This window comes from Sphingobium yanoikuyae (assembly GCF_034424525.1).
In the GTDB taxonomy this organism is placed as follows: domain Bacteria; phylum Pseudomonadota; class Alphaproteobacteria; order Sphingomonadales; family Sphingomonadaceae; genus Sphingobium; species Sphingobium yanoikuyae.
On the sequence record NZ_CP139979.1, the window covers coordinates 414,606 to 426,941 of the forward strand.

General features: G+C 65.8%; 13 protein-coding genes. 5 read left to right on the forward strand and 8 right to left on the reverse strand.

Features of this window, described 5'->3' with window-relative positions:
* Positions 1 to 143: 143 nt before the first annotated feature.
* The 7 genes from phoB to U0025_RS01985 form a co-directional block, all read right to left on the reverse strand.
* Positions 144 to 842 carry a phosphate regulon transcriptional regulator PhoB gene (gene phoB / locus U0025_RS01955; RefSeq protein WP_004210860.1) on the reverse strand — a complete coding sequence of 233 codons (699 nt, stop codon included), beginning with the start codon at positions 840 to 842 and terminating at the stop codon, positions 144 to 146.
* Positions 843 to 845: 3 nt separating this feature from the next.
* On the reverse strand, positions 846 to 1,541 hold the full coding sequence (gene phoU / locus U0025_RS01960; protein ID WP_004210862.1) for a phosphate signaling complex protein PhoU: 696 nt from the start codon (positions 1,539 to 1,541) through the stop codon (positions 846 to 848).
* A 108-nt stretch (positions 1,542 to 1,649) separates the two neighbouring features.
* Positions 1,650 to 2,438: a phosphate ABC transporter ATP-binding protein PstB gene (gene pstB, locus U0025_RS01965; RefSeq protein ID WP_004210863.1), complete on the reverse strand. Its 789-nt coding sequence runs from the start codon at positions 2,436 to 2,438 to the stop codon at positions 1,650 to 1,652.
* Positions 2,439 to 2,446: 8 nt separating this feature from the next.
* On the reverse strand, positions 2,447 to 3,688 hold the full coding sequence (gene pstA, locus U0025_RS01970) for a phosphate ABC transporter permease PstA (protein WP_004210864.1): 1,242 nt from the start codon (positions 3,686 to 3,688) through the stop codon (positions 2,447 to 2,449).
* A 124-nt stretch (positions 3,689 to 3,812) separates the two neighbouring features.
* The gene (pstC, locus tag U0025_RS01975; RefSeq protein ID WP_004210867.1) at positions 3,813 to 5,207 is read right to left on the reverse strand and encodes a phosphate ABC transporter permease subunit PstC; all 1,395 of its coding nucleotides are present in this window, start codon (positions 5,205 to 5,207) and stop codon (positions 3,813 to 3,815) included.
* 7 nt (positions 5,208 to 5,214) lie between these two features.
* Positions 5,215 to 6,270 carry a substrate-binding domain-containing protein gene (locus U0025_RS01980; protein WP_004210869.1) on the reverse strand — a complete coding sequence of 352 codons (1,056 nt, stop codon included), beginning with the start codon at positions 6,268 to 6,270 and terminating at the stop codon, positions 5,215 to 5,217.
* A 143-nt stretch (positions 6,271 to 6,413) separates the two neighbouring features.
* Positions 6,414 to 7,667 (reverse strand): ATP-binding protein, encoded by a 1,254-nt coding sequence (locus U0025_RS01985; protein WP_004210870.1) that lies wholly within the window; start codon positions 7,665 to 7,667, stop codon positions 6,414 to 6,416.
* Positions 7,668 to 7,766: 99 nt separating this feature from the next.
* On the opposite strand from U0025_RS01985, the gene U0025_RS01990 reads away from it, so the two are divergent.
* The 5 genes from U0025_RS01990 (at position 7,767) to U0025_RS02010 (ending at position 11,730) form a co-directional block, all read left to right on the forward strand.
* A complete protein-coding gene (locus U0025_RS01990; RefSeq protein WP_004210874.1) occupies positions 7,767 to 8,207 on the forward strand; it encodes a hypothetical protein in 441 nt (146 codons plus the stop codon).
* 97 nt (positions 8,208 to 8,304) lie between these two features.
* Positions 8,305 to 9,483 carry a glycosyltransferase gene (locus U0025_RS01995; RefSeq protein ID WP_004210875.1) on the forward strand — a complete coding sequence of 393 codons (1,179 nt, stop codon included), beginning with the start codon at positions 8,305 to 8,307 and terminating at the stop codon, positions 9,481 to 9,483.
* A 65-nt stretch (positions 9,484 to 9,548) separates the two neighbouring features.
* Positions 9,549 to 9,833: an HPr-rel-A system PqqD family peptide chaperone gene (locus U0025_RS02000; RefSeq protein ID WP_004210877.1), complete on the forward strand. Its 285-nt coding sequence runs from the start codon at positions 9,549 to 9,551 to the stop codon at positions 9,831 to 9,833.
* Positions 9,830 to 10,693, forward strand: a complete 864-nt coding sequence (locus U0025_RS02005; protein ID WP_004210878.1) for an HprK-related kinase A — start codon at positions 9,830 to 9,832, stop codon at positions 10,691 to 10,693. The genes U0025_RS02000 and U0025_RS02005 overlap by 4 nt, the downstream gene beginning before the upstream one ends.
* The gene (locus U0025_RS02010; protein WP_004210879.1) at positions 10,690 to 11,730 is read left to right on the forward strand and encodes a nucleotidyltransferase domain-containing protein; all 1,041 of its coding nucleotides are present in this window, start codon (positions 10,690 to 10,692) and stop codon (positions 11,728 to 11,730) included. Before U0025_RS02005 ends, U0025_RS02010 begins: the two co-directional genes overlap by 4 nt.
* Before the next feature lies 1 nt (position 11,731).
* Here the strand turns inward: U0025_RS02010 and U0025_RS02015 are convergent, their stop codons facing one another.
* Positions 11,732 to 12,325 carry a TetR/AcrR family transcriptional regulator gene (locus U0025_RS02015; RefSeq protein WP_004210880.1) on the reverse strand — a complete coding sequence of 198 codons (594 nt, stop codon included), beginning with the start codon at positions 12,323 to 12,325 and terminating at the stop codon, positions 11,732 to 11,734.
* Between the last annotated feature and the right edge of the window lie 11 nt (positions 12,326 to 12,336).

The window sequence follows — 12,336 nt, forward strand, 5'->3', positions numbered from 1 at the left end:
GCACCTTATGCAAGGCGGTGGCGAAATCCACAGGGCTTTGTTCCGGGAAGATAAAATGCCGTCCACGAGCATGCGCCAAAGAAAAACCTCCCCAGGCAATGTGCCGGGGAGGTTTTTTCTTGTCCGCATGCGCGGGGCGACGATCAGTTCAGGCCGTCGGTGTCCAGCGCATAACCGGCCGAGCGGACGGTGCGGATGATGTCGTGGCGGCCGTCGACATTGATAGCCTTGCGCAGGCGGCGGATATGAACGTCGACGGTGCGCAGTTCGATGTCGCTGTCCTGGCCCCAGACGCTGTCGAGCAGACGTTCGCGCGAGAAGACCCAGCCGGGATGCTCCAGGAAATGCTTCAGGAGGCGGAATTCGGTGGGGCCGAGCGGGATGACCTGGCCGCCGCGGCGGACCTTGTGGCCGACCGTGTCCATTTCGACATCGGCGAAGGTCAGCGTCTCGCCAGCCAGCGCCGGGCGCACGCGGCGCAGCACCGCGCCGACGCGGGCGACCAACTCGCGGGGCGAGAAGGGCTTGGTGACATAATCGTCGGCGCCGGTTTCCAGGCCGCGGACGCGATCCTCTTCCTCGCCGCGCGCGGTCAGCATGATGATCGGCACATTGGCGGTGCCGTTCATGCGGCGCAGGCGACGGCAGACCTCGATCCCTGACAGGCTTTCGACCATCCAGTCGAGCAGGACGATATCGGGCGTGTTTTCCTGCGCCATCAGCAGCGCTTCCTCGCCATCGACGGTATGGGCGACCTCGAAATCCTCACGCTTGAAATGCCAGATGAGCAGTTCGGCGAGCGCCGCGTCATCCTCCACCAACAGCATCTTCGCCCGCGCCATGCCTCAATTCTCCTGCTGCTGGGTGCCGCCGCGTTCGCGTTCGGGCAGGGTCTGGCCCGTTGCGGCATAATAGACCATTTCCGCGACATTGGTCGCATGGTCGCCGATGCGTTCGATATTCTTGGCGATGAACAGCAGGTGCGCGCACTCGCTGATCGTCTTGGGATTTTCGACCATATAGGTCACCAGGGTGCGGAACACGCTGTCGTAGAAATCGTCGACCACCTGGTCGCGCTCCACCACCGCCAGCGCCAGTTCGGCGTCGCGCGCGGCGAAGGCGTTGAGCACGTCATGCACCATCTCGGCCGCGACCTGGCCCATCGAGGGCAGCAGCGACACCGGTTCCAGCTTATGCTGGTTGGCGGCGATCAGCGGCACGCGCTTGGCGATATTCTTGGCATAGTCGCCGATCCGCTCGACCACGCTGACGATCTTGAGCGCGGCGATCACGTCGCGCAGGTCGTTGGCCATGGGCGCGCGCAGGGCGATGATCTGCACCACCAGCTTCTCGACTTCCGCTTCCAGCGCGTCGATGCGCTTGTCGTCGGCGACGACTTCGGCGGCGAGACGCTGATCCTGGCGCTGGAGCGCCAGCATCGCATTCTCGATCGCCGCTTCGGCGCGACCGCCCATTTCGGCGATCAGGCCGCGCAGCCGGTCGATTTCCTCGTCAAATGCCTTGATCGTATGTTCAGCCATGTTTCTTCTCTCCGCAGGCACCGATCCTGCAGGGATCGATGCCGGAATCTCAAGTGGCGCGCTTTCTAAGCCGCCAGATGCAAGCATCTGGCTCGAAAGCGCGCGGGATCAGCCGTAGCGACCGGTGATATAATCCTTGGTCCGCTCCTGGCGCGGATTGGTGAAGATGTCGCTCGTCACGCCATATTCGACCAGTTCGCCCAGGTGGAAGAAGGCGGTGCGCTGCGACACGCGCGCGGCCTGCTGCATGTTGTGGGTGACGATGACGATGCCATAGCGGCCGCGCAGTTCGTGGATCAGTTCCTCGATCTTGGCGGTGGCGATCGGGTCGAGCGCCGAGCAGGGTTCGTCCATCAGGATGACTTCGGGTTCGACCGCGATGGCGCGGCCGATGCACAGACGCTGCTGCTGACCGCCCGACAGGGCGGTGCCGCTGTCATTGAGGCGATCCTTGACCTCGTCCCACAGGCCGGCGCGACGCAGCGACTTTTCGACGATCACGTCCATGTCCGCCTTGCCCGCGGCGAGGCCGTGGATGCGGGGGCCATAGGCGATATTCTCGTAGATCGACTTGGGGAAGGGATTGGGCTTCTGGAACACCATGCCGACCCGCGCGCGCAGTTGCACCACGTCCATCGAGGGGGCGTAGATATCTTCGCCGTCGAGCGTGATCGTGCCTTCGACCCGCGCCGAGGCGACGGTGTCGTTCATGCGGTTGAGGGTCCGCAGGAAGGTCGACTTGCCGCAGCCCGACGGGCCGATGAAGGCGGTGACATGGTCCATGTCGACATCGATCGACACGCCCTTGATCGCCTGTTTCTCGCCATAGAAGACCTTGACGTCACGTGCCGTCATCTTCGGATTGGCCACGGCCAGGCTTTGCTGTTCTTCGGTCATGGGTGTGATTACCACAGTTTTTCAAACTTGTTGCGCAGGTAGATGGCGAGGCCGTTCATCGCGAGCAGGAAAGCCAGCAGGACGATGATCGCGGCCGAGGTCTTTTCGACGAAGCCCTTCGAGACTTCATCGGACCAGAGGAAGATCTGCACCGGCAGGACGGTGGCCGGATCGACGATGCCGCCGGGCGGCGTGGCGATGAAGGCACGCATGCCGATCATCAGCAGCGGCGCGGTTTCACCGAGCGCGCGGGCCATGCCGATGATCGTGCCGGTCAGGATGCCGGGCAGGGCCAGCGGCAGCACATGCTGGAACACGACCTGGACCGGCGAGGCGCCAATGCCGAGCGCGGCGTCGCGGATGCTGGGCGGCACCGACTTGATCGCGTTGCGGCCGGCGATGACGATGACCGGCATGGTCATCAGCGCCAGGGTCATGCCGCCGACCAGCGCGGCCGAACGGGGCAGGTGCAGCAGATTGAGGAAGATCGACAGGCCGAGCAGGCCGAAGATGATCGAGGGCACGGCCGCCAGATTGTTGATCGACACTTCGATGATGTCGGTCCACCAGCTCTTGCGGGCATATTCCTCCAGATAGAGCGCCGTAGCGACGCCGATCGGGAAGCTGAGCACCAGCGTCACCAACATGGTCAGCAGCGACCCTTTGAACGCGCCCCAGATGCCGACTTGGGTCGGATCGGTGCCGTCGCTGGCGGTCAGGAAGCCCCAGTTGATGCCGGTGGCGAGCAGGCCAGCCTGACGCAGGCGTGCGACCTGGGCCTCGGCCTCGGGCGAGCCCTTGCTCTTGGCGGCGAGGTCGATCGCGGTCGCGGCGGGCACGTCGATCGTCTCGGTGCGGGCGAGGATCTTGGGATCGGCCTTGATCGCGTCGCGGATGGCAATCCAGGCGCTGGGCGAGATCATCGCGTCGGCATCCTTGCCCAATGCCTTTTGCGCGACGGCGCTGGTCACCATCGGCAGATTGGCGTTGGCCAGCGCTTCATCGGTGATGTTGGCCGGATCGAGCAGCAGCGGCGAGGCCGGGAAATCGACCTTGAGGGCGATTTCCGTGCGGGTGAAGCCGCGCATGCCGTTGCCGACCATGGTGAAGAGCAGGAAGGCAAGGAAGGCGGCGCTGAGCAGCACGGCGGCCATGCCGGCGGCCTTGAAGCGGCGCTCGGCGGCATAGCGCCGGGCGATCCGCTTGCGCATGGCGTCCGACTTCCAGTCGGTGGGGTTCTTGGCACTCATCGTTTCATTCCCCGTTCGCCCTGAGCGAAGTCGAAGGGCAGGGCTGAGCGTAGCGAAGCCACTTCGCTTCGCTCAGTGATGGGCTTCGACAGGCTCAGCCCGAACGGATTTTGTATAGCCGGGCTCATTCGTAAGCCTCGCGATATTTCTTCACGACCCGCAGGGCCACGATGTTGAGCAGCAGGGTGACGATGAACAGCACCAGGCCGAGTGCGAAGGCGGCAAGCGTCTTGGCGCTGTCAAACTCCTGGTCGCCGGTCAGCAACTGGACGATCTGGGTCGTCACCGTGGTCACGCTGGCAAAGGGGTTGAGGGTGAGGTTGGCAGCCAGACCGGCGGCCATCACCACGATCATCGTCTCGCCGATGGCGCGGCTGACGGCGAGCAGCACGCCGCCGACGACGCCGGGCAGGGCGGCGGGGATCAGCACGCGGCTGATCGTCTCGCTGGTGGTGGCGCCCATCGCCAGGCTGCCGTCGCGCATCGACTGCGGCACGGCGGCGATGCTGTCATCGGCCATGGAGGAGACGAACGGGATGATCATCACGCCCATGACGAGGCCGGCGGCCAGCGCGCTTTCCGAAGAGGCGCCGTGGATGCCGATCATCACCGCAAAATCGCGCAGGGCCGGCGCAATGGTGAGCGCGGCGAAATAGCCATAGACGACGGTGGGCACGCCCGCGAGCATCTCCAGCGTCGGCTTCATCCACTTGCGCACCGTGGGGCTGGCATATTGGGTGAGGTAGATGGCGCTCATCAGGCCGAGCGGGATGGCGACGATCATGGCGATGATCGCGCCGATGAAGATCGTGCCCCAGAAGAGCGGCACCGCGCCGAACGCGTCCTCATTGCCATAACCCATGGCGGCCGACTGCGGGCTCCATTTGGTGCCGAACAGGAAGTCGATCGGGTTCACCATGGAGAAGAAGCGGAAGCTTTCCCACAGGAGCGAGGCGACGATGCCGAGCGTGGTGATGATCGCGATCAGCGAGGCGATCAGCAGCGTTGCCATGACCAGTCGCTCGACCCGTGTGCGGGCACGGAAGTCCGGACGGACGCGGGTGAAGGCATAGGCGCCGCCGGCAAAGGCGAGCACCAGCGCCAGCACCGCGCCGGCAATGCCATAATGGCTGAGCGCGGTGCGATAGGGTTCGACCAGCGCATTGGCGGCCGGGTTGAAGGCGCCGGCTTGCGCACCGGTGGCGATCGCCCGTGCCTCGCCCAGGATGGCGGAGCGGGAGAAGCCGTCCATCGGCAGGCTCTGCGCCGCCGGGTCGGCTAGGACCGACTGGGTGACGAGGCCGGGCGAGACATTGGCCCATACCGCCAGGAAGATGCCGGCGGGGATCAGCGTCCACAGCGCGACATACCAGCCATGATAGCCGGGCAGGCTGTGTACCGCGTCGCGGCGGCCGCTGGCGCGCGCCACGCCGGCAAGGCGCAGCGCACGGGCGCGGGCACTGACCCAGGCGATCGCGCCCAGGCCCGCCAGCAGCAGGAGGATTGCAGGACCGGTCATGATGCCCTTACTTCAGCTGCGAACCGTCGAGGACGCTGAGCGACTTGACGATTTCCGCGCTCTTCTTGCGCACGTCTTCCGGCGCCGCGACCATGCCGCGCTTGGTCAGCGCACCGTCGGGGTTCCAGTTGGCGGCGAAGGTGTCGAGGAAGCCCTGCAGGCCACGGATCGCCTGCATATGCGCCTTCTTCACATAGATGTAGAGCGGGCGGGCGCCGGGATATTGGCCGGTCGAGACGGTCTCGTAGCTGGCTTCGATGCCGTTGATCGGCACGTCCTTCAGCGTGTCCTTATTCTCTTCCAGGAAGCTGTAGCCGAAGACGCCGACGGCGTTGGGGTTGGCACCCAGCTTCTGGACGATCAGATTGTCATTCTCGCCCGAGTCCACATATTTGCCATCCTCGCGCACGCGGGTGCAGGTGGCCTTGAACTCGTCCTCGCTCTTCTTCTTGAGTTCTTCCATCGCCGGGTCGGTCTCGCAACCCTTGGTCAGGATCAGTTCGGCAAGCGAGTCGCGGGTACCGCTGGTCGAGGGCGGGCCGAAGACGGAGATGGCGATGGCGGGCAGGCTGGGGTCGACATCCTTCCAGGTCTGGGCCTTGTTCGGGCCCTTGCCATAGGGATTGGCGGCCAGCGCCTCATAGACGATCTTGGGGGTGAGCTTGAGGCCGGGGCCCTGCTTGCTCTCGGCGAAGGCGAGACCGTCGACGCCGACCTGGATCTCGATGATGTCCTTCACGCCATTGCTCTGGCACTGATCGAACTCGGCCTTCTTCATGCGGCGCGAGGCGTCGGCAATGTCGGGATGCTGGGCGCCGACGCCGGCGCAGAACAGCTTCATGCCGCCGCCGGTGCCGGTCGATTCGATGATCGGCGACTTCATGCCGGGATTGCCCTGCACGAACAGTTCGGCGACCGCAGTGGCGAAGGGATAGACGGTGGAGGAACCGACCGCGCGGATCTGGTCACGGGTCGCACCAGCGCCGCCGCCCGACTGGTCGCCGCAGCCGGCAAGCGAAAGAGCGGCCACAGCGGTCGCGGCGAAAAGGGCGAATTGCTTCACGGAAACCTCCAACTAACAGGCCGCGATTCGCAATGTCGCGCCCCTCAGGGAGGCGCCTAGCCGCGGACCATCGCGCCTTTGTGACAGTCAGATTGCATTTTCATGACATAGGGGCCGGATCGCGTCTTCGGCGTGAAATTTTCTTACGCCCTGGTCTTGGTCGCCGTGTCGTCGGCCGGGGCGCCGGGCAGCAAGATGCTGACATTGGTGCCTTTTCCAAGGACGCTGGAAATATCCAGCCGGCCACGATGCCGTTCGACAATATGTTTGACGATGGCCAGGCCCAGGCCGGTGCCGCCCATCGCCCGGCTGCGCCCCGAATCGACGCGATAGAATCGTTCGGTCAGGCGAGGGAGGTGATCGGGGCCGATGCCTTCGCCTTCGTCCGCCACGGAAAGGCGCACCATGCCGCTGGGCCCTTCGCCCAGGGTGACATGGATCGGCGTGCCGGGGCGGCCATATTTGACCGAATTGCCGACCAGATTGTGGATGAGTTGCGACAATTGGGCGCGGTCGCCCTGGATAGCGGGCAGGCCGGGGGTGATCTCCATCTCCACCTCACGGCCGCGATCGCCATTGCTGGTGCGGAACACGCCGACCACTTCGGCGGTCAGTTCCGACAGGTCGACGGCGGCTTCGGGCAGGCGATATTTCTCCGCCTCGATCCGGCTCAATGAGATGAGATCGTCGATCAGCCGCTGCATCCGGCGCGCTTCGCCGTCCATGATCTTGAGGAAGCGCTTGCGGGTTTCGACATCCTTGCCCAGTTCTGGGTCGGCCAGCGTCTCGATGAAGCCCAATATGCCGGCCAGCGGGGTGCGCAGTTCATGGCTGGCATTGGCGACGAAATCGACGCGCATCCGCTCGGCCGCATAGGTGCCGCTATGGTCGACCAGATGGACGAGGCGCCGCATGTCGCCGACTGCGCCCACCGAGGCGATGCGCATCTGCCAGCGCTGTTCGCGGGTGCCCAGGCCCACCAGTTCGATCATCACCGGTTCGGCGAGTGGGGCAATGCTGGCCAGCCGCTCGGCGGCGGCGGGGTGGCGGATCGCGATGCGCGCATCCTCCCCCTCTATATGGCTGCCGAGCAGGCGTTTGGCGGCCTGGTTGGCATGGACGATCCGGCCCCGTTCGACCAGCATCAGCGGATCGGAAATGGCTTCCAGCAGGCCGGGAAAATCGGGATGGGCGAACAGGTCGGGCGCATCGAGCGCGATCGTCGGCACGTCGCGGCCGACCGGCACGCCTTCGGCCGTGATGACCAGCACGATCAGGCCGGCGAGTACCGGCAGCGCGATGGCGAGCGGTGATCCGCCGAGAATCAGTGCGCCACCAGTGCCGAGTAGAAGCACGGCCAGCGAGGCTGTAATCTGAGAAATTGTCAGTCGATTCATGGTTACCGTGCTGGATTTTGCGCGCATTTGCTGCGATGGCTACAGAGAATAGCGCCCAATATTTACGCTTTGGCAAGCGCGATAGCGGAACATTGTGACATGAGCGAGCCCATCCCCGGACCGGAAAGCGTGGAGCCTGAAAAGGCGACGAACCAAGCCGTAGCGCCCGATCTGGCCGTCCCTTCGCGGCGCCAGTTGCTGATGGGCGGCGCGGTTGCGGCATCGGCGATCGTGTCGATCCGCCCGGCGCTGGCCAATACGGCGGCGTCTGTTCTCAACTGCACCATCCCCGTGCCTGATCCGTCGCGGTCGGGCAATTATATCGCGCCCAATGGCCAGATGGTGCCGGCGGGAACGCCGGGCGCCTATCCGGCGACGGGGCGCACCTATACCGGCGAGCAGGTCAAGCAGGCGCTGCGCGGCCGGCCGCTGCCGGGCACCAGCTATGAACAGAACCAGGCCTATCTGAATTATATCCGTCGGTTGCAGTCGGGACAGAGCGGCTTCACCTGTTTCGCATCGCTGCAAATGCCACGCTAAGCCCTAAAGCCGGGTTGAACTGAAAGAACCGATTACGGGTCGCCCGCGTTGACGGCGTCGAAGCATCGACATTTCCGTCGAGCGCAAGGGCGACACCATGTTCCATGCACGCCAGGTGGCGGCACATTCTCCATTCGCGGTCGTCTATCTCTATCGCCCCGGTGACGGGGGGCTTGACCGGGTCGCGATCCAGCTTGCCAATCATCTCCATCGGCGCGGCCTGCGGGTCGAATTATGGCTGGCGCATCTGGACGGGCCGCTGGCCGGGATGATCGACCCTGCGCTGACGGTTCGCCGTGTCTGTGCGCCGCGCTGGGTCCGGCGGCTGTCGATGATCGCCCAATTCCTGCCGCTGGCGGCGATGGTGCGGCGCCATCGGCCCGATGTCGTCTATTCGGCTGGTAACCAGAGCAACATGCTGGTCGCCGCCGCGACGTTGGGCACGCAGACCCGCGCGGTCGGCCGCATTTCCAACCCGATCGTCCGGCCGGGACAGCAGGGCCTGTCCGCCTGGGCGCGCAAGACCCGGTTTCGCGCGATTGCCAGGGCCTGCAGCATGACCATCGTCATGGGCGAGACCGACCGGCAATTGCTGGCCGAGGAAGGGCCGTTGGGCGGTCGCGACGTGCGGCTGATGCCGCGCCCCACCGTCACCCGGCTGATGGAACAGGCCTGCAACGATCGCGGCACCGCCTGTTGCCCGCAGCGCCCGGCGCAATTGCTGATGGTCGGGCGGCTGGCGCCGCAGAAGGACCAGGCGACCGCGCTGGCCGCGCTGGCGCAATTGCGGGGCCGCGACTGGCGGCTGCGCATCGTCGGGCAGGGACCGCTGCGCGCCCAGTTGGAGGCGCAATGCACGCGGTTGGGCCTGTCGGACCGGGTCGAGTTTCTGGGCTTCGTCGATTGTCCGCACCGCATGGCCAGCCTGTTTGCCGAAGCGGACCTGCTGTTGCAGCCGTCCTGCTGGGAAGGGCTGGCCGGCACGATGATCGAGGCGCTGGGCTGTGGCGCGGGCGTGGTGGCGACCGATTGCACCCGCAATATCCATCCGCTGCTGGCCGCCGCCGGCCAGCATCCGCCGGTGCCGGTCGGCCATGTCGATGGCTTTGCCCGTGCGATCGAATGGGCGCTGGCCCATCCTGCGCCGCCCGAGCAACTGGCGCAGGCGGTGCGCGAACATGGGCTGGACCGGGCGCTCGACACCTATATGCGCGCGCTGATGACGGTCGGCGCGCGGGAGCTTCCGGTCGGCGTTGCGCTGCAGGCCTTTCCCTGATGCGTTAGGCACTTGGCTACCCTTTTGGCTTTAGGGCAAGAGGGAGCCATGGAGGTGCCGGACGCGTGGTCAGGGAAGAAGTTTATCGTCGAGAAGGGGCGGAGGCGATCATCGTCCGGCCGCTGGATGATATCGTCCTGCTCTATCATCGCCCGTCGGGCCAGACCCATATGGTGATCAGCCCGGTGCCCGAGATATTGGACGCCATGGCCGACGGCCTGCCGGCGAGCGCGGCGATGCTGCGCGATCGGCTGGCCCTGCTCTATGATCTGGGCGAGGGCGATGTGGTGGGCGAGATCGGCCAGCATCTCGCCTATCTCGACCGGATCGGGCTGGTGCGCCCGGCATGAGGCACAGCCTGACCCTGCGCATCGGCCCGGCGACCTTCCGCATCGGTTCCGCCTGGGCCCAGCCGATCGACCAGTTGAAGCGCCTCTATGCCGATTATCCCGATGTCGAGGGAGCCATCGCCGATTTCACCGTGCGCTTGCAGCCGACCAGCGCGATCCGGCGCTGGGTGCGACCGTCCATCTTCATCACCGGCGACCATGGCCTGGCCGATGCCGCGCCGATGAGCCTGGCCCACGGGCTGCTGGCGGCGGAAATGGGGATGAATCTGCAGATGGCGCTGGGCTGGCGCCGACATCTGCTGCTCCACGCGTCGAGTGTCGAGAAGGACGGGCGGGTGCTGGTGATGACCGGCGAGTCCGGATCGGGCAAATCGACGCTGGCGGCGCAGCTGAGCGAGCGTGGCTGGCGGCTGATGGGCGACGAGTTTGCGCTGCTCGATCTCGACAGCGGGGCGATCCTGCCCTTTCCCCGGCTGGTGTCGCTCAAGAACAAGGCGATCGACGTGATCGCGGGCGAGGTGCCGGGTGCGCGCATGGGGTCGCTGCTGGGCGCGACGGCCAAGGGCGATATCCGCCATATGGTGCCGCGCGCCGACGCGGTGGCGCGGATGGGCGAGGGCGGGATGCCGGCGCTGCTGCTGTTCCCGCGCTTTGGCTCAGGGCCGGCGGAACGGCCGGTAGGGCAGGGGGAGGTGTTCATGCGGCTGACCCAGGCATCGACCAATTATGTCGCGCTGGGCGAGCCGGGCTTTGCCGCGCTAACGCGCTTCGTGGCGCAGGTGCCGGCGCGGGCGATCGACTTCCCCTCGGGCGAGGCGGCGATCGCCCTGGTCGATCGGCTGTGGAGCGAGATCGCATGAGCGCGGCGCTGCTGGTCGGGGCCTTGCGCGATCCGGCGACGACGGCGGGGCTGGATGCGGCCGGCTGGAACAGTCTGATCGCGATGGCGCGGGCGGAACGGCTGATCGGCACGCTCGCCTTCCGGCTGGAGGGGCAGGCCGTGCCCGATGCCGCGCGGCCGATCCTGGCGGATGCACGGGAGGATGCGGCGCGGGAGGCGCGCCAGGCGATATGGGAAGCGGACCGCGCGCGGGCGGCGCTGGCGCCGATCGGGCTGCCGGTGATCCTGCTCAAGGGGACGGCCTATGCGGCGGCGGGCCTTCCGGCCGGCCAGGGGCGTTTCATCGGCGATCTCGACATATTGGTGCCGCGCGACCGGATCGACGCGGCGGCCGATGCGCTGATTGCGGCCGGTTGGGAATGGGTCAAGGAAGACCCGTATGACGACGCCTATTATCGGCGGTGGATGCATGAGCTGCCGCCGATGATCCACACCGAGCGCGATCGGATGATCGACGTGCATCATACCGTGCTGCCGCTGACCGCGCGGCCCACGCCGGATGCCGCCGCGATGATGGCGGACGCGATCCTGATAACCGATGGATTATATATGCTGTGCGCGGAGGACCGGGTCTGTCATGCGGCAGCGCATCTGCTGGCGGACGGCGATTTGCAGGGCGGTCTGCGTAACCTGTGGGATATTCATTGCCTTTGTGAGGAATCGTCGGAACGACAGGATGATTTTTATCTCTGTCTCTTCGAGAAGGCGGCGCATCACCAATTGACCGCAGCAGTTTGGCGCGCGTTACGCCTCTCTCGTCATCTCTTCGATACCGAGGTCAAAGCCTATCGAGCGCCTATAGAGGTCGATTATAAATTGCGTTGGAGCGACCGAGCTTTCATCAGCCGGTTGCTGGCGCGCAACGGCTGGGGGCAGGAGACGCGCAAAGCGCTGGTCTTCGCCTTTTTCGTGCGGTCCCACTGGCTGCGGATGCCGCCGCTGATGCTGGCGCGCCATCTGTTCACCAAATGGCGCAAAGGGCATCGGCCCCAATAGATCAGCGGCTGGCCAGGGCCGCTTTCAGCGCGAGGCCGGCCATGTCAGCGATGGCGAGCAGCCGCTCGACCGGCTTGTCGTTGCGGGCATCGGACGACAGGCCGGACATCACCGCCACCATATAGTCGGCGACCGGCAGCGCCTGCTCGGGATGGCCGGGGGTCAGATAGTCCCGGACCCGGTCGACGCTCCTGTCCTTCCAGCAGCGCGCCTGTGCGGCGGCGGTGGCGTCGGCGCTCCGTGCGGCCTCCAGCACCATGCAACCCGGCGCGGCCGGGTCGGCGGCATAGATGCGCGCGGCGGTCCGCAGCAGTTCGGTAAGTGCGGTGGCTGGCGGCGTGCCGGGCACAAGGATATCGTCCACCGGCAGGGCATTGCGGGCGTAGCGCGCCAGCACCCGGTCGAACAGGGCCGCCTTGTCACCGAAAGCGGCATAGAGGCTGGGCGGATTGATCCCCATCGCCTGCGCCAGCGCGGCAACGCCGACACCATCATAGCCATGTTGATGAAACAGTGCCTGCGCCGCAGAAAGGGCGGCGTCCTCGTCGAAGGAACGCGGGCGGCCCCGGCTCTTGGCTTTTTCTTTAATGGTCATTACAAAAATCC

Bases quoted from the DNA above. Each gene is read 5' to 3' on its own strand.
- phoB (WP_004210860.1), bottom strand. From the start codon at position 842: ATGGCGCGGGCGAAGATGCTGTTGGTGGAGGATGACGCGGCGCTCGCC.
- phoU (WP_004210862.1), bottom strand. From the start codon at position 1,541: ATGGCTGAACATACGATCAAGGCATTTGACGAGGAAATCGACCGGCTG.
- pstB (WP_004210863.1), bottom strand. From the start codon at position 2,438: ATGACCGAAGAACAGCAAAGCCTGGCCGTGGCCAATCCGAAGATGACG.
- pstA (WP_004210864.1), bottom strand. From the start codon at position 3,688: ATGAGTGCCAAGAACCCCACCGACTGGAAGTCGGACGCCATGCGCAAG.
- pstC (WP_004210867.1), bottom strand. From the start codon at position 5,207: ATGACCGGTCCTGCAATCCTCCTGCTGCTGGCGGGCCTGGGCGCGATC.
- U0025_RS01985 (WP_004210870.1), bottom strand. From the start codon at position 7,667: ATGAATCGACTGACAATTTCTCAGATTACAGCCTCGCTGGCCGTGCTT.
- U0025_RS01990 (WP_004210874.1), top strand. From the start codon at position 7,767: ATGAGCGAGCCCATCCCCGGACCGGAAAGCGTGGAGCCTGAAAAGGCG.
- U0025_RS01995 (WP_004210875.1), top strand. From the start codon at position 8,305: ATGTTCCATGCACGCCAGGTGGCGGCACATTCTCCATTCGCGGTCGTC.
- U0025_RS02005 (WP_004210878.1), top strand. From the start codon at position 9,830: ATGAGGCACAGCCTGACCCTGCGCATCGGCCCGGCGACCTTCCGCATC.
- U0025_RS02010 (WP_004210879.1), top strand. From the start codon at position 10,690: ATGAGCGCGGCGCTGCTGGTCGGGGCCTTGCGCGATCCGGCGACGACG.
- U0025_RS02015 (WP_004210880.1), bottom strand. From the start codon at position 12,325: ATGACCATTAAAGAAAAAGCCAAGAGCCGGGGCCGCCCGCGTTCCTTC.